Source organism: Variovorax sp. YR216 (genome assembly GCF_900107745.1).
In the GTDB taxonomy this organism is placed as follows: domain Bacteria; phylum Pseudomonadota; class Gammaproteobacteria; order Burkholderiales; family Burkholderiaceae_C; genus Variovorax.
The window spans coordinates 71,623-87,407 of record NZ_FNRO01000006.1; the positions used below are offsets into that span (position 1 = coordinate 71,623).

A 15,785-nucleotide genomic window follows, 5' to 3' on the forward strand; every position below is an offset into this window, starting at 1 on the left:
GCGTTGATCGGCTTGTCTTGCGAGGAGGGTTGGAGCGGGCTCGGGCCGCTCAGGGCTGCTGGGCCTGGATCACGCGCGCTTCGTCGGCATCGAGCTTGGGCTTCAGGGTCTTCGCGACCTGGCGCAGCCAGTCGAGGTAAGGCGCCTGGTTCTTGTCGATGGCCAGCCCGACCGGCGAGGCCTTCTCGGTGCTGTGCTGGCAGTTGTCGGCACTCGGCAGCACCGCGAGCCCCTTGACCTTGCGCTGCAGGCCGACCCACGGCACGCGGTTGATGGGGGCTGCATCGGCACGCTTCGCCATGACTTCCTCGACCGGCGCCGTGGCGCCCGAGCTGGCGACCGCGCGCAGGCGGGCCTTGGGAAAGCGTTCCTTGACCCAGTTTTCTTCAGCGCCGCCGGTGAAGTAGGCAATGGTCACCTCGGGGTTGTTCAGGTCGTCGACCGATGTCGCCTTGGAGAAGCGCGCGTTGTCCGCCCGCCCGAACATGCAGATGCTGGTGCTCGAATAGAGGACGAAGTCCACCACCTTGAGGCGCTCCGGCGTTTCGCCCAGCGGACTGATCGTCATGTCGACCTGGTTGGCCGCCAGCACCGGCACCTTGGTCTCGTGCGACACGGCCACCGTGCGCAGCTTCACGCCCAGCAGGCGCGCGTATTCGTTGGCCAGCAGCCAGGCCGGGCCGCTCCAGGGCTCGCCGTTGCCAGTGGTGTTCTCGATGAGCCAAGGCGCGTTCTGCAGCACACCCACGCGCAGCTCGCCCGCCTTGCGGATGGCGTCGATGCGTGGGCTGACGCCTTGCGCCGGCGGAGTCTGCGCCGTGGCAAGGAGAGGCACCGTGGCTGCGATGGCCATGGTCGCGCAGGCAAAGGCGCGGCGCAGGCTCGCACCGCGGTCAGGCTGAGAAGTTGAATGCACGGGCTTGTCTCCTGTTTTGATGGGATGGCGTGGCGCGCGTTTGCTTAGCGCCAGGCCTGGGTGAATTCGGTGATCACGCGCTCGATGTGCGCGCGCATGGCGGCACGCGAAGCATCCGCGTCGCGCGCGAGCAGCGCGTTGAAGATGCGCTGGTGGTCCGCATGCGAGGCCTGGCGCAGTTCAGGCGTATGGAAGTGGTGCTCGATCTTGGTCCAGATCGGTCCGCGGGCCTGTGCCCAGAGGGCGGTGACCATCTGCATCAGCACGCTGTTGCCGGTGGATTCGGCAATGCGCACATGGAACAGGCGGTCGGCCTCGGCATTGGCTTCCTTGTTGTCCATCTGCTCGTGCATTTCGGTCAGCGCCGAGAAGATGCGGTCGAGGTCCGAGTCCTTGCGCACCTGCGCGGCCTGCCCGGCGATCTCGGCCTCGATCAGGCAGCGCGCGCGCAGCAGCTCGAAGGGGCCGGGCTCGGACGCAGGCATGAAGGGAGTGACGACCATGTTCCTGGATGGCGTCGGCGTCTGCGTGACGTAGACGCCGGAGCCGCCGCGCACTTCGACCACGCCCTGGATCTCCAGGGAGATCGTTGCCTCGCGCACGGCGGTGCGGCTCACGTCGAAGCGCTCTGCCAGCACGCGCTCGGCGGGAAGGCGTTCGCCGGGCTTGATCTCGCCGTGCTGGATGAGCTCCATGATCTGCGCCGCCAGACGCAGGTACGAGCGCTCCGCGACCTTGGAAGAGCCTTCGGCTTGGGCGTTGCCTGGAATGAGCTTGAGGTTCATGGTTGAAAGTGGTTGGACCAATTATTGGATTGGTGAGCCAAATGGCCCATAGTGGTTTACCAGAATAGGGATTGGTCTGTCCGGCGATCTAATCCCTCTTCCATTCTGCCGGCTGCTTCCGCCCATGTCCCTACCCTCTCTTGGATCTCGTCCTCTCGGCTCACTGCCTGCGCGCGCGCTCGACACGGGGGCGCAGGTGGTCTTACCAAATTCCACGCGTGGCGGCGTTCAGCCGGGTGTGGTGCATCTGGGCCTGGGCGCATTTCATCGGGCGCACCAGGCGCTGGTCTACGAACGCCTGATCGCGGGCGGCGATCCGCGCTGGGGCGTGGTCGGCGTGGCCATGCGCAGCACGCAGCTCGCGGATGCGCTGGCGGCGCAGGACGGCCTCTACTCGGTGCAGATCGCGGACGCCGACTCGGTGCGTTGGCAGATCCCCGGCGCCCTGCTGCGCACCTGCGTCGCCGCGCGCGAGCGGCAGCAGGTCGTCGACGCCATGGAAGCGCCGCAGACGCGCTGGATCACCTTGACCGTGACGGAGAAGGGCTACACGCCGGATCTGGCGGCGCTGATCGTGGATGGCCTGGCGCAGCGCATGAAGTCGGGCCTGCCCGGAGTGACCGTCGCCTCGTGCGACAACCTCTCGGACAACGGCCGCAAGCTGCAGGCGCTGTGCCTGTCGGATGCCGCCGCGCGAGAGCCCGCGCTCGCCGCGTGGATCGAGGCGCGATGCGCGTTCCCGAACAGCATGGTCGACCGCATCGTCCCCGCATCCACCGACGCGCAGCACGCCGCAGCAGCGGCCGCGCTGGGGGTGGAAGACCGCGGCGCTCTGAGCACCGAGGCCTTCTGGGAATGGGTGATCGAACGGCGCATGGCCGACCCGTCGGACGCCGAACTGCTGGCCCGGGCCGGCGTGACGGTGGTGGAGGACGTCAAGCCCTTCGAGGACGCGAAGCTGCGCATGCTCAATGGCAGCCACACGGCGCTGGCCATGATCGGAGCGGTGCAGGGTTGGGCCACCGTGGCCGACGGCATCGCCCAGCCCGGCGTGCGGCGCTTCGTGCACGCCTTCATGTCGCGCGTGGCCATTCCCAGCTTGAGCCGCCCCGGGCTACCCGCCTACCGCGATGCACTGCTGGAGCGCTTCGCCAATCCGCACCTGCGTCACCGCGTGCACCAGATCGCGAGCGATAGCTCGTTGAAGATCCCGCTGCGCTGGGGACCGCCGCTGCTCGATGGCTTGGCGGCGGGACGCGAGCTCGAACCCTTGGCGCTCGCGTGTGCAGCGTGGATGCGCTACCTGCGCGGCGAAGACGAAGCCGGGCGCCCCTACGCCATGTCGGACCCGCAGGCCGATGCGTTGCAGGCGCTGGCCCGCCGGCATGCGGGCGATGTCGAAGGCACGGTGCGTGCGCTGCTGTCGATCGCATCCATCTGGCCGTCCGGCTGCGCGGACGATGTGCGCTGGGCGCCGCGCGTGGTCCACTGGCTGCGCCGCATCGAGTCTGCCGGCCTGGCTGCGGCGCTCGACGAAGTCACTGCTGCGCCCTGATCGAGGCGTCAGGTGCGGGCGATTGTCCGCATTCGGATGGAACCGGCAAGCGATCAGCGAGGATCGCGCGCGCCCTGAGCGCTGCCTCGACGACGAGGTCGGCATCCTGCGCGCAACTGCGCAGGGCGCTTTCGCCGTCATCGATGCCGTCGTCCCTCATCCGGTCGAGCAGCGCGCGGCTGACCTCCAGCGCCGCCGATGCGACGGCCAGGCACATGTGCAGCCCCGCGTCGGTTCTCTGCAGGGCGGCGATCCGGCGCGCCGCATGCAGGCTGTGTTCGGGGCAATCGCTCGCGATGCCCACGATGCGCGAGTGAGGCGCGCCTTCGACGATCTGCGGGTTGAATAGTTCCAGCATCACGTCATCGACGGCGCATCGTGCGCGTCGGATCTTGTCTGCGGCAGGGCTCATGGTTCGGCTTGGCGGAATACGAGCCGCGAATCTAGAGACCGAAAGAGGACAAATCGGGGAGCGGGCTCCCCAATCTTTCCCAGATTGGCGCGCAGCATTCGCGGGATGCACGCATCTTTTGTTTCGTACGGCAGGCCCGGCCTGCATCTGCCCATTCTTTCCTCTGAAATGCTGGAGGCCGCTGCCGGATGAGGCGCGTCATCCTGGCCCTGGCGTCCTCCGTGCTCGCATCGACCACCTGGGCCATCGAACCATTCACCGTCAAGGACATCCGCGTCGAGGGCCTCCAGCGCGTTGAGGCCGGAACGATCTTCGCGACACTGCCGGTGCACGTCGGCGACACCTACACCGACGAGACCGGCGCGAGCGCGATTCGCGCGCTCTTCGATCTGGGGTTGTTCAAGGACGCGCGCATCGACGTGGCGGGCAACGTGCTCGTCGTGATCGTCGAGGAACGGCCCACGGTGGCCGATGTCGACTTCGTGGGCGCGAGGGAGTTCGACAAGGCGGCGCTGGTCAAGGCCCTGCGCGAAGTCGGTCTCGCCGACGGGCGCCCCTTCGACAAGGCGCTCGCCGACCGCGCCGAGCAGGAGCTCAAGCGGCAGTACGTGAGCCGCAGCCTCTACAACGCGCAGATCGTGACGACTGTCACGCCCATCGAGCGCAATCGCGTGAACCTCACGTTCACGGTGACCGAAGGCGAGGTGGCGCACATCCGCGAAGTGCGCATCGTCGGCAACAAGGCCTTCAGCGAGAAGACGCTTCTGAACCTGTTCGACCAGGACGGCGGCACGATGCTGAGCTGGTACACCAAGTCCAACCAGTACTCGCGCGCCAAGCTCAACGCCGACCTCGAAACGCTGCGCTCGTACTACCTCACGCGCGGCTATCTCGAGTTCAACATCGACTCCACGCAGGTGGCGATCTCGCCCGACCGGCAGGACCTGAGCATCACGGTCAACATCACCGAAGGCGAGAAGTTCGTGGTGTCCGGCGTGAAGCTGGAAGGCAACTATTTCGGGCGCGACGACGAGTTCAAGACGCTGGTTCAGATCCGCCCCGGCGAGCCGTACAACGCCGAAGAGGTCAACGCGACAGTGAAGGCCTTCACCGACTACTTCGGCAGTTTCGGCTATGCGTTCGCGCAGGTGCGGCCGGTGCCCGAGATCGATCGCGAGAAGGGCCAGGTGCACCTCACGCTGCAGTCCGATGCGTCGCGCCGCGTGTCGGTGCGACGCGTGGTCATTTCGGGCAACGACCGCACGCGCGACGAAGTGATCCGCCGCGAGTTCCGGCAGTTCGAGGCCTCCTGGTACGACGGCGACAAGATCAAGCTCTCGCGCGACCGCATCGACCGGCTGGGCTACTTCAGCGACGTGGACGTGCAGACGCAGGAAGTCTCCGGTGCCCCGGACCAGGTCGACGTGGTGATCAATGTCAAGGAGAAGCCCACCGGCAGCCTGCAACTCGGCGCGGGCTATTCCACGACCGACAAGGTCTCTCTGACCTTCGGCATCACGCAGGAAAATCTCTTCGGCTCGGGCAACTACCTCGGGCTGCAGGTCACCACGAGCTCGTACAACCAGTCGATCTCGCTGACCGCGACCGATCCGTACTTCACCTCGGACGGCATCTCGCGCACGCTGAGCGTCTATCACACCACCACCCGGCCCTATTACTCGGCCGACGGCAACTACAAGCTGACGAACGAAGGCGGGTCGATCCGCTTCGGCGTGCCTTTCAACGAGCTGAACACGGTGTACTTCGGGCTGGGGCTGGAGCGCTACACCTTCTCGCCGGGCACCAACGGCACCTACACGCTGGTCGATGGTTCCTATGTCTATACCGCGACGCCGCAGGCCTACCTGGACTACTTCCAGTGCTCGGGGACCGTGCCGAGCGTCGTCTGCGCGAAGGGCAGCGTGATCGGCGTGCCGGCCACCATCGGCTGGTCGCGCGACGACCGCGACAGCGCGCTGGTGCCCTCGCGCGGACGGCTGCAATCGGCCAGCGTCGAAGTGGGACTCGGCTCGGACATGCGCTACCTGAAGAGCCAGTACAGCTACCAGCAGTACGTGCCGCTGTCGAAGCAATACACGCTGGCCTTCAACGGGCAGCTGGGCTATGCCACGCCCTACGGCGACTCGACCTTTCCGATCTTCAAGAACTTCTATGCGGGTGGCCTCGGATCGATCCGCGGCTTCGAGCAGAACTCGCTCGGCCCGACCGATTCGGTCACCGGCGCCGCGCTCGGCGGCACGCGCAAGGCGATCTTCAACATGGAGCTCAGCACGCCGTTCCCGGGTGCGGGCAACGATCGCTCGCTGCGGCTCTACGGCTTCTTCGATGCGGGCAATGTGTTCTCCACCCGCACCGCGTCGATGACCGATGCGCAGTGGAGCGCGCAGAACAAGCTGCGCTCCTCGGCCGGCATCGGCATCAGCTGGATCTCGCCGCTCGGGCCGCTGCGCCTGGCCTATGCGCTGCCGATCACCTACCAGAAGCTGGACGAGGCGAACGGCATCGCGGCCGACCGGCTGCAGCGCATCCAGTTCCAGATCGGCACGTCGTTCTGAACCCGGTCTACTGAAGATCCGCCGCGATCACCTGCACGATGCGCAACGCATCGGCAGGTGCCACGGTGGTGTTGGCGCGGCCGACCACCGTCACTGCGCTCGTGTCGCTCTCGCTGCGCACCTGGATGCCCAGCTTGAGCGGCGCGGCCACCGGGCCCGGATGCACGAAGTCGATCAGCTTCGAGAAGACGCCAGGCTCCTTGCCGTTGATGTTCGGCGGCACGTAGCGGACGAAGTAGGTGCCCTCGCTGCGGTTGCGGTCCTCCACGGTGAAGCCGGTGCGATCCAGCGCGAGGCCGACGTGCCGCCAGGCAGGATCGAAGCTCTCGGCCAGCTGCAGCGTCGGCCGGCCCTTGGGGTCGATGATCTGCGGTCCGCGCTTCTGTACGGCCGGGGCTGCTCCTGCGGCTGCGGTGGCGGTACCCGGAACGTCGCCGAGGCGGGCCATCATGCGGCGCAGCCATTCGGCTTCGAGTTCGGCATCGGCCGGCAGCGTGCGCAAGGTGGTGTGGCCCTCGCGCGTGGTGTCGGCGACCTCGCGCATTCCGCGATGGCTGACGTAGATCTCGGTGCCGCCCGGAACCTGTTCCAGCCGGGTGCGGAAGCGGTCCATCTCCGCGCTGCCCTGTGATTGCTCCATCACCGAGGAGAGCGCGTCGCGGACAAAGCCCGTCGACACCTTGGCGTGGCTCTCCGCCCAGTCGGTCTCCATGATGCGGCGCTCCGGCTGGTCGGTGTCGAGCACGAAGCCGTTGTCCTGCCAGAACTTGCGCAGCGGCTCCCAGAGCTGCTCCGGCGTGCGGCCGACCACCAGCCACCGGTGCTGGCCTTCGACCTCCATGCGTACGTCGCCGATCGCGTTGGGCGCGGTGGAAGGCGCGGCCGCCTGCGGAAGGGCGGCCTTGTAGTCGCTGGCGGACGCCACGCGCGGCGAAGCGATGTCGCCCTGGACGCGCATGAGCTGCGTGACATCCGGCGGGGTGGCCAGCGAAGTTGCCTTGGCCTTGGTGGTGCTCTGGTAGCGGAGGTTGTCGTCCTGGGTGGTGCTGCATGCGGCCAGGCCGAGGCTGATCGCGCACAGGACGAGGCGGGAGGGTGTGAAACTCATCGGATCCTTCGAAATCGGACCCACGAAGTGGGGTCGCGCGCACGCGATCCTGACGAACGATTCGGGAGAAAGCTGGGAGAGCTGTTACACGTTCAGCCGAAGCGCAGCGCGATCACACCCGCGACGAGCACCGCAGTGCCTGCCGCCCGATGGCGGCCGAAGGCCTCGCGCAGCCAGAGCGTGCCGATCAGCGCCGCGAACAGCACCGAGGTCTCGCGCAACGCCGCGACCGCCGCGACGGGCGCGCGCGTCATGGCCCAGAGCGCAATGCCGTAGCTGCCGACCGAGGCGAGCGTGCCGAGGCAGGCGATCTTCCAGCGCCCGGCCATGTACGCGAGCGCGGCACGTCCTTGCCCGGCGCCGCGGCGGCGCCACATCACCAGCAGCATGTAGGGGATGCCGTCGAACAGGAACAGCGTCGCGAGATAGGCCGCTGCATTGCCCGATGTGCGCACCCCGAGGCCATCCACCACGGTGTAGACCGCGATGATCGCGGCGTTGCTCAGGGCGTAGCGCACCGCCTTGCCGCGATGCCCTTCGGCCGCATGCAGGCTCGCGGGGGAAAGACCCAGCAGGATCACGCCGGTGCAGATGGCCGCGACGCCGCCCCAGGCGACCGGCGAGATGGATTCGCCGATCACTGCATGGCTGGAGAGGGCCACCAGCAGCGGGGCGCAGCCGCGCATCAGTGGATAGGTGAGGCTGAGGTCCCCGTGCTTGTAGGCGCCTGCGAGCGCGATGTAGTAGCCGATATGGACCAGCGTCGAGGTGACGATGTAGGGCCACGCCGCCGGCGGCGGCAGGCCGGTGATGGCCAGCATCGGCACGGCGATGATGAAGCCGAGGCTGTGGATGAGTGCGGTATCGAGCGACTTGTCGGAAGCCGACTTGATCAGCGCGTTCCAGCTCGCATGCAGCAGCGCGCCGAACAGCACCGCCAGCACGATCGGGCCGGTGAGCGTCACGCGGGGACGGCCGTCATGCAGCGCCGGGCACGGGCCAGGTAGTGCGCCAGGTCGGGCGTGGCGTGGTTGCTCTTCTTGGCCTTGTCGTCCCACAGACGCAGACGGACCGCATCCTGCGCATGCGGGCGGCCAATGAACTCGCGCGCTTCGTCGCCCGAGAACACGCCGCCTTGCAGCACCAGGCTGCGCCTGGAGTCCTCGGACAGCCCGGCCCAGTACGCGGGCCGCGTGGCGCACAGGTAGCGCTTGGCATCGACATGCCAGCGGATCGCGTCGAGAACGCGATCGGAGAAAACGCCGCGCAGGAAGGGCAGGGCGAAGAACTGGTGCATGTCGTCGATGCCGCGCAGCGACGGCGTCTCGCCCTGGTCGTTGAGCAGGTGGCCGAGATCGTGCAACAGGGCGGCGGTGACGAGCTCGTCGTCCGCGCCTTCCTCTTCGGCGAGATGCGCGCTTTGCAGCGCATGTTCGAGCTGGCTCACGGGTTCGCCGCTGTACTGGGCGTTGCCCTTGTCGCGGAACAGGATTTCGATGTCGTCGAGCGTCAGTGCCACGGTGTCCGCCTTCAGGCCATTGCGGTTTGACGAGATGCTGCCGCCGAGGTCGCGGCACCTTCGGCGAGCTTCTGCTCATGGTTGCGCAGCGTACGGTCGCGGCTGTTCATCACGTGCTGGAACATCGCCTGCCCGGCGGCCTCCGCGTCGCCGGCCGCGATCGCCTTGACGATCTGCCGATGCTCGCGGGAGTAGACCGCCATCGATTCCCTGGTGAGGTTCTGCCGGCGGAACAGCGACAGCTCGTTGACCAGCTTGCGGTAGGTCGCAAGCAGCTTGTCGTTGCCCGCGAGCTCGAGCAGGCGGTCATGGAACTTGAGATTGAAGCGGTGGTAGTCCTGCGCGTTCTCGGCCTTCACCGCCTGCTCCATCGCATCGACGAGCTGGCGCAGTTCCTTGACCTGCGTGGCGTTGAGCGACTGCGCGAGCTTGCGGCCGACGTAGAGATCCATCGCGGCGCGCACCTCGAAGATCTGCAGCGCTTCCTCTATCGGCACGTCGCGCACGAACACGCCGCGGTTCTTCTCGGTGCGCACGAGACCGGCTTCCTCCAGCATCCGGAAGGCCTCGCGCACCGGGCCGCGCGAAACGCCCAGCTGATCGGCCAGGGTGGACTCGGTGAGCTTCGCACCGGAGGGCAGGTCGCCCGCCAGGATCATGCGTTCGATCTCGGTCTGCACCAGATTCGCGAGCGAGTTGCACTGAAGCTGTGCAATGGCGGGATGAGGAGAAATCTTCTTGCCGGGCATGGGTAAAAACTGTACGTTGCCGGGTGCAGATTGTCTACGATCTGCAATCGACGATAGACAAAGCTGAGCGACTGGCCCCGATTTTGCTTCGCGGATGTGTCACGAGGATGACTTCTTCGCCCGGCACATTTCGGCCCACCTTTTGTCCGAGGAGTTCGCAAAATGCACTACGCCAAAACCATCGTGGCCGCCTTGATCGGCCTGACCTGCGCGACCGGCGCACTGGCCCAGAAGACCCAGCTGACCGTCTACACCGCACTGGAGACGGACCAGCTCAAGGCCTACCAGGAAGCCTTCAACAAGGTCAATCCCAACATCGAGATCAAGTGGGTCCGCGACTCCACCGGCGTGATCACCGCCAAGCTGCTCGCCGAGAAAGCGAACCCGCAGGCGGACGTCATCTGGGGCGTGGCCGCTTCGAGCCTCGCGCTGTTCGAGAAGAACGGCATGCTGGAGCCCTACGCGCCGCTGAACCTCGACGCGATCATGCCGCAGTACCGTGACAAGAAGTCGCCGCCGGCATGGTGGGGCATGGACGTGTTCGGCGCGACGGTGTGCTTCAACACCGTCGAAGCCAAGAAGAAGAACATCCCGGTGCCCACCACCTGGAAGGACCTGCTCAAGCCCGAGTACAAGGGCCAGATCGTGATGCCGAACCCGGCCTCATCGGGCACCGGCTACTTCGACGTCGCGGCGTGGCTGCAGATGTGGGGCGACGACGCCGGCAAGGGCGGCGGCTGGAAGTACATGGATGCGCTGCACGAGAACATCGCGCAGTACACGCACTCCGGCTCCAAGCCCTGCAACATGGCCGCCGCGGGCGAGTACGTGGCCGGCATCTCCTTCGAGTACCGCGGCCACACCAACAAGGCCAAGGGCGCGCCGATCGAACTCGTCTTCCCCAAGGAAGGCCTCGGCTGGGACCTCGAAGGCTTCGCGATCTACAAGGGCACGAAGAAGGAAGAGGCCGCGAAGAAGCTCGCCGACTGGGCATCGTCCAAGGACGCGATGCTGCTGTACGGCAAGAACTTCGCGATCACCGCGCAACCGGGCGTGGCTCCGAAGCTGGCGAACATTCCTGACGACTACGAAGCGCGCCTGATCAAGATGGACTTCGAGAAGTCGGCCGTCAACCGCGAGCGCATCCTCGCCGAATGGACCCGGCGCTACGACGCCAAGAGCGAGGCGAAGAAGTGAGGCTCGTACCGGCGCGCGCCTTCGGCGTGGAGCGCAGCGCCGGTACGCCGGCGCTTTCTGCGTTCCAGCCAGGAGCCAGGATGGATCCGAACGACACCTATCTGCGCATCGAAGGCGTGCACAAGCGCTTCGGCACCTTCACGGCGCTGGAGCACATCGACCTGGCGATCCGCCGCGGCGAGTTCGTCTGCTTCCTCGGCCCGTCGGGCTGCGGCAAGACGACGCTGCTGCGCATCATCGCGGGGCTCGAGGTGCAGACCGGCGGCAGGCTGTGGCAGGACGGGCGCGACATCTCGCTGCTGCCGCCGCCGGAGCGCGACTACGGGATCGTGTTCCAGTCCTATGCGCTCTTTCCCAACCTGACGATCGCCGACAACGTCGCCTACGGGCTGGTGAACCGCCACCAGCCCCGGGCGCAGATCAAGGCGCGCGTGGAAGAGCTTCTCGACCTCGTCGGCCTGCCCGGCAGCGGCGGCAAGTACCCGGCGCAGATGTCCGGTGGCCAGCAGCAGCGCGTGGCGCTCGCGCGCGCGCTGGCGACGTCGCCGGGGCTCCTGCTGCTCGACGAGCCGCTCTCGGCGCTCGATGCGATCGTGCGCGTGCACCTGCGCAACGAGATCCACGCATTGCAGCGCGAGCTGGGCGTGACCACCATCATGGTCACGCACGACCAGGAAGAAGCGCTCTCGGTGGCCGACCGGCTGGTGGTGATGAACCATGGCGCGATCGAGCAGGTGGGAACGCCCATGGAGGTGTATCGCGAACCGGCCACTCCCTTCGTGGCTGGATTCGTCGGCAAGGTGAACCGGCTGCCCGCCGTGGCCGGGGGCGATCGCACGTTTGCGTGCGGGAAGATGACGCTCCGCTGCGAAGACGGGCAGGGCGCCGGCTACGAGGCCGGGCAGGAAGTGATGCTCTACCTGCGCCCCGAAGACCGCGTGATGCTCAATCCCGGTGCCGATCATCCAGACCGCTGCTCGGGCATGGTCAAGCGCATCGAGTTCCTCGGCGGCAACTGTCTCGCGGAAGTCGATGCGGAATGCCTGCCCGGCATGCCGCTGCAATTGCAGTTCTCGTTGAACCAGATGGACGAGTTCAACGTGCGTGAAGGCCACCGCCTGGACTTCGCGCTGCGCACCGACCGGCTGCGTGTCTTCCCAAGAAAATGAAGCCCACCCCCAGCCTCGCCCACTTCGTGTGGCTCTGCACCCCCTCAAGGGGGCGCACCCCTGCGGCCCGGCAAAGCCGGTTCCGCGGGTGCCTGCGGGCGTCCTGCGTCAAGGCGTGGTGACATGGCCGCAATCCTTCCATCTTCCCCCGCGCGCTTGCGCATGCACTGGAGCGAGCGCGCGGCGCATCTCGCGCTGCTGGCGGTCGCGGCCTTCCTGCTCATCGGGCTGGTCTTTCCGTTGGGCGCCATCCTCTCGCAGGCGGTGCAGGGCGGCGAAGGCCACGCCGGCTGGGCCAACTTCACGTCGTACCTGGCTTCGCCGGCGCTCCTGAACAGCTTGTGGAACAGCGTCTGGGTGTCGGTGATGGTGACGCTGGTCGTCATCCCTCTGGCCTTCGCCTTCGCCTACGCACTCACGCGAAGCTGCATGCCGGCCAAGGGGTTGCTGCGCAGCATCACGCTGCTGCCGCTGCTCGCGCCTTCGCTGCTGTCGGCGATCTCACTGATCTACTGGTTCGGCAACCAGGGCGTGGCCAAGGCGTTCTGGCTGGGGCTCGGGTTTCCGGGCATCTACGGGCCGTCGGGCATCGTGCTCGCCGAGTGCTTTGCGACCTTTCCGCACGCGCTGATGATTCTGGTGACGGCACTGTCGCTGGCCGATGCGCGACTCTACGAAGCAGCCGATGCCATGGGCACATCGACCGTGCGGCGCTTCTTCACGATCACGCTGCCCGGCGCGAAGTACGGGCTGATCTCGGCGGCGCTGGTGGTGTTCACGCTGGTCATCACCGACTTCGGCATTCCGAAAGTGGTCGGCGGCAACTTCAACGTGCTCGCGACCGACGTGTTCAAGCTGGTGATCGGGCAGCAGGACTTCCAGCGCGGCGCGGTGGTGGCGCTGCTGCTGCTCGCCCCGGCGGCCATCACCTTCGCGGTCGATCACTTCGTGCAGCGCAAGCAGACCGCGATGCTGACCGCGCGCGCCGTGGCGTACATGCCGCGGGCCTCGCGCGGCTTCGATGCGGCGATGACGGGCTACTGCATCTTCATCTGTGCGCTCATGCTCGCGATGTTCGGCATGGCGGTATTCGCGTCCTTCGTGACCTTGTGGCCCTACAACCTGACGCCGAGCCTGACGCACTACATCGCCGGCATCGTGGATGCGGAACTCGGCGATTCGGTCATCAACAGCCTGAAGCTGGCGGCCGGCACCGCCGTGTTCGGTACCGTGGTGGTGTTCGTCGGCGCGTACCTGCTGGAAAAGACACGCGGCATGGATTGGGCCCGCCCGCTGGTGCGCCTGATGGCGATGCTGCCGATGGCAGTGCCGGGGCTGGTTCTGGGGCTTGGCTACATCTTCTTCTTCAATGCGCCGGGAAATCCGCTCAATGGGCTGTACCAGACGATGGCGATCCTGATCGTCTGCACCGTCGTGCACTTCTACACCACCGGGCATCTGACGATGGTGACCGCGCTGAAGGCGATCGACGCGGAGTTCGAGGCGGTGTCGGCATCGCTCAAGGTGCCGTTCCACGTCACGCTGCGTCGCGTGACGCTGCCGATCTGCCTGCCGGTGCTGCTGGACGTGTCGCGCTACTTCTTCATCAACGCGATGACCACGATCTCGGCGGTCGTCTTCCTCTATTCGCCCGACACCAAGCTGGCTTCCGTGGCCATCCTCAATCTCGACGAGGCGGGCGAGATCGGCGCGGCCGCCGCGATGGCGGTGCTGATCGCTGCCGCCTCCACGGTCGTCACGCTGCTGTACCTGCTCGCGGGGCGCTGGATGGAGCGCCGCACCCAGGCGTGGCGGCAGCGCTGAACCCTTTTCCGACAACATGAGCAATACAACGAACTTCGATCTGATCGTCGTCGGCGCCGGTATCGTCGGCCTGGCACATGCGTACACCGCGGCCCAGCGCGGCCTGAAGGTGTGCGTGGTGGAGAAGGACGCGGCCTGCATCGGCGCGTCGATCCGCAACTTCGGCTTCGTCACCGTCACCGGACAGGGCGCGGGCGACACCTGGCGCCGCGCACGTCGCGCGCGCGAAGTCTGGGGCGACGTGGCGCCGCAGGCGGGCATCGATGTCATCCATCGTGGCCTCTACCTGACAGCGTTTCGTCCAAAGGCATTGGCGGTACTCGAAGCGTTCATGGGCACCCCGATGGCCGAGGGTTGCGAGCTGCTGGGCATCGATGAGGCCGCGCGCCGGGCGCCGGTGCTCCAGTTGGAGGGCGCGCAGGCAGTGCTCTACAGCCCGCACGAAGCGCGCGTCGAATCGCGCACCGCGATCGGCCTGCTCGCGAAGTGGCTCGCCGAGGCCAAGGGCGTGACGTTCCGGTTCGGTGAGCAGGTGCTCGAAGTCGCGACGCCGCGCGTACGCACCTCGCGCGCCACGCTGCACGCGGACCGCGTCGCGGTGTGCACGAACATCGAGCTCGGCGGCCTCTTCGCGGAGCGGCTTGCGCCGCACAACCTGCGGTTGTGCCAACTCAACATGCTGCGCGTCCGCCCGCCCGAGGGCTTCCGCCTGCCGGGCTCGGTCATGGCCGACCTCAGCCTCGTGCGCTACCTCGGCTACAGCGAGCTGCCTGCGGCCACGGCGCTGCGTGCGCAACTCGAAGCGGAAGAGGGCGAATCGCTCGCCAACGGCATTCACCTGATCGTGGTGCAGAGCGCCGACGGCTCGCTGGTGGTCGGCGATTCGCATCACTACGGCCCGGTGGTCGAGCCCTTTGCCGACACGCGGGTGGACGACCTCATCCTGCGCCACATGCAGGAAACGCTCAAGCTGCCGGACTACACCGTGACCCAACGCTGGGTGGGCACCTATCCCTCATCACCGACGACCGACTGCCTGATCGACGCGCCGGACGCCGCCACGCGGCTCGTCCTCGTGACCAGCGGCACCGGCGCCAGCACTGCCTTCGGCATTGCCGAGGACGTCTTCGCCGGCTGGTAGCACCGAACACCATGAACCAACATCCAGACAAACTTCAGGCCGTCGTCTTCGACTGGGCCGGCACGATCATCGACTTCGGCTCCTGCGCACCGATGGGTGCGTTCGTTCGCCTGTTCGAGAAGTTCGGCATCGACATCAGCATTGCCGAAGCACGCGGGCCGATGGGCCTCGCCAAGTGGGACCACATCAAGGCGCTGAGCGAGCTGCCGCGCGTGGCCGCGCAGTGGGAGGCGAATTACGGCAAGGCCTTTGCCAATGCCGACATCGATCATCTGTACGAAGTCTTCACCCCGATGAACGCGGCGGTGGTGCCCGACTTCTGCGACTTCATTCCCGGCGCGCTGGAAACCGTGAAGGCGGTGCGCCGGCGCGGCCTCAGGATCGGATCGACCACCGGCTACAACCGGCCCATCATGGAGGTGGTCACGAAGATCGCGTCCGAGGGCGGCTACGTGCCTGACAACCTCGTGTGCGCCGGCGACCTCGCCGCCGGCCGGCCGACGCCTCTGATGATGTATCGCACCTTCGCCGATCTCGGCGTCTGGCCGCCGTACACGGTGGTCAAGGTCGACGACACCGGCGTGGGACTGCAGGAAGGCATCAATGCAGGGACATGGACCGTCGGGCTCTCGATCAGCGGCAACGCGGCCGGCCTCACGCTCGCCGAGTGGCAGGCCCTCGATGCCCCGGGCCAGCAGGCGGTGCGCGATCGCGCGACCGCCGAACTGGAGGCGGCCGGCGCGCACTACGTGATCGACAGCGTGGCCGACCTGATGCCGGTGCTCGACGACATCGAGGCGCGCCTGGCGCGGGGCGAAAGGCCTTGACCGGGTT

General features: G+C 66.9%; 14 protein-coding genes. 7 read left to right on the forward strand and 7 right to left on the reverse strand.

Annotation, left to right across the window (positions count from 1 at the left end; all coding sequences use genetic code 11):
- Nucleotides 1–49: 49 nt before the first annotated feature.
- Both BLW05_RS17860 and BLW05_RS17865 read right to left on the reverse strand, forming a co-directional pair.
- Nucleotides 50–853 (reverse strand): substrate-binding periplasmic protein, encoded by an 804-nt coding sequence (locus tag BLW05_RS17860; RefSeq protein WP_093164686.1) that lies wholly within the window; start codon nucleotides 851–853, stop codon nucleotides 50–52.
- A gap of 107 nt (nucleotides 854–960) precedes the next feature.
- On the reverse strand, nucleotides 961–1,701 hold the full coding sequence (locus BLW05_RS17865) for a FadR/GntR family transcriptional regulator (protein WP_093164687.1): 741 nt from the start codon (nucleotides 1,699–1,701) through the stop codon (nucleotides 961–963).
- Nucleotides 1,702–1,897: 196 nt separating this feature from the next.
- Between BLW05_RS17865 and BLW05_RS17870 the strand changes: the two genes are divergently transcribed.
- On the forward strand, nucleotides 1,898–3,256 hold the full coding sequence (locus tag BLW05_RS17870) for a mannitol dehydrogenase family protein (protein ID WP_256330363.1): 1,359 nt from the start codon (nucleotides 1,898–1,900) through the stop codon (nucleotides 3,254–3,256).
- Here the strand turns inward: BLW05_RS17870 and BLW05_RS17875 are convergent.
- A complete protein-coding gene (locus BLW05_RS17875; RefSeq protein ID WP_093164690.1) occupies nucleotides 3,240–3,668 on the reverse strand; it encodes a hypothetical protein in 429 nt (142 codons plus the stop codon). The genes BLW05_RS17870 and BLW05_RS17875 overlap by 17 nt on opposite strands.
- 188 nt (nucleotides 3,669–3,856) lie before the next feature.
- On the opposite strand from BLW05_RS17875, the gene bamA reads away from it, so the two are divergent.
- Nucleotides 3,857–6,244: an outer membrane protein assembly factor BamA gene (bamA, locus tag BLW05_RS17880; protein WP_093164692.1), complete on the forward strand. Its 2,388-nt coding sequence runs from the start codon at nucleotides 3,857–3,859 to the stop codon at nucleotides 6,242–6,244.
- Between the two features lie 7 nt (nucleotides 6,245–6,251).
- On the opposite strand, the gene bamC is transcribed toward bamA, so the two are convergent.
- The 4 genes from bamC to BLW05_RS17900 all read right to left on the reverse strand — a co-directional run bounded on the left by bamC (nucleotide 6,252) and on the right by BLW05_RS17900 (nucleotide 9,620).
- Nucleotides 6,252–7,352 (reverse strand): outer membrane protein assembly factor BamC, encoded by a 1,101-nt coding sequence (bamC, locus tag BLW05_RS17885; RefSeq protein WP_093164693.1) that lies wholly within the window; start codon nucleotides 7,350–7,352, stop codon nucleotides 6,252–6,254.
- 92 nt (nucleotides 7,353–7,444) lie between these two features.
- The gene (locus tag BLW05_RS17890) at nucleotides 7,445–8,317 is read right to left on the reverse strand and encodes an EamA family transporter (protein WP_093164695.1); all 873 of its coding nucleotides are present in this window, start codon (nucleotides 8,315–8,317) and stop codon (nucleotides 7,445–7,447) included.
- On the reverse strand, nucleotides 8,314–8,871 hold the full coding sequence (locus BLW05_RS17895; RefSeq protein WP_093164697.1) for a phosphonate degradation HD-domain oxygenase: 558 nt from the start codon (nucleotides 8,869–8,871) through the stop codon (nucleotides 8,314–8,316). Before BLW05_RS17895 ends, BLW05_RS17890 begins: the two co-directional genes overlap by 4 nt.
- 11 nt (nucleotides 8,872–8,882) lie before the next feature.
- A complete protein-coding gene (locus tag BLW05_RS17900) occupies nucleotides 8,883–9,620 on the reverse strand; it encodes a phosphonate utilization associated transcriptional regulator (protein ID WP_093164699.1) in 738 nt (245 codons plus the stop codon).
- A gap of 162 nt (nucleotides 9,621–9,782) precedes the next feature.
- Between BLW05_RS17900 and BLW05_RS17905 the strand changes: the two genes are divergently transcribed.
- From BLW05_RS17905 to phnX, 5 genes are all read left to right on the forward strand, one after another.
- A complete protein-coding gene (locus BLW05_RS17905) occupies nucleotides 9,783–10,817 on the forward strand; it encodes a putative 2-aminoethylphosphonate ABC transporter substrate-binding protein (protein WP_093164700.1) in 1,035 nt (344 codons plus the stop codon).
- An 80-nt stretch (nucleotides 10,818–10,897) separates the two neighbouring features.
- A complete protein-coding gene (locus BLW05_RS17910; protein WP_093164702.1) occupies nucleotides 10,898–11,986 on the forward strand; it encodes a putative 2-aminoethylphosphonate ABC transporter ATP-binding protein in 1,089 nt (362 codons plus the stop codon).
- 123 nt (nucleotides 11,987–12,109) lie between these two features.
- Nucleotides 12,110–13,810 (forward strand): putative 2-aminoethylphosphonate ABC transporter permease subunit, encoded by a 1,701-nt coding sequence (locus tag BLW05_RS17915; protein ID WP_093164703.1) that lies wholly within the window; start codon nucleotides 12,110–12,112, stop codon nucleotides 13,808–13,810.
- Between the two features lie 16 nt (nucleotides 13,811–13,826).
- The gene (locus tag BLW05_RS17920) at nucleotides 13,827–14,951 is read left to right on the forward strand and encodes a TIGR03364 family FAD-dependent oxidoreductase (RefSeq protein ID WP_093164705.1); all 1,125 of its coding nucleotides are present in this window, start codon (nucleotides 13,827–13,829) and stop codon (nucleotides 14,949–14,951) included.
- A gap of 11 nt (nucleotides 14,952–14,962) precedes the next feature.
- Complete coding sequence (phnX, locus tag BLW05_RS17925; protein WP_093164706.1) at nucleotides 14,963–15,778, forward strand: phosphonoacetaldehyde hydrolase; 816 nt, start codon at nucleotides 14,963–14,965, stop codon at nucleotides 15,776–15,778.
- Nucleotides 15,779–15,785 lie beyond the last annotated feature (7 nt).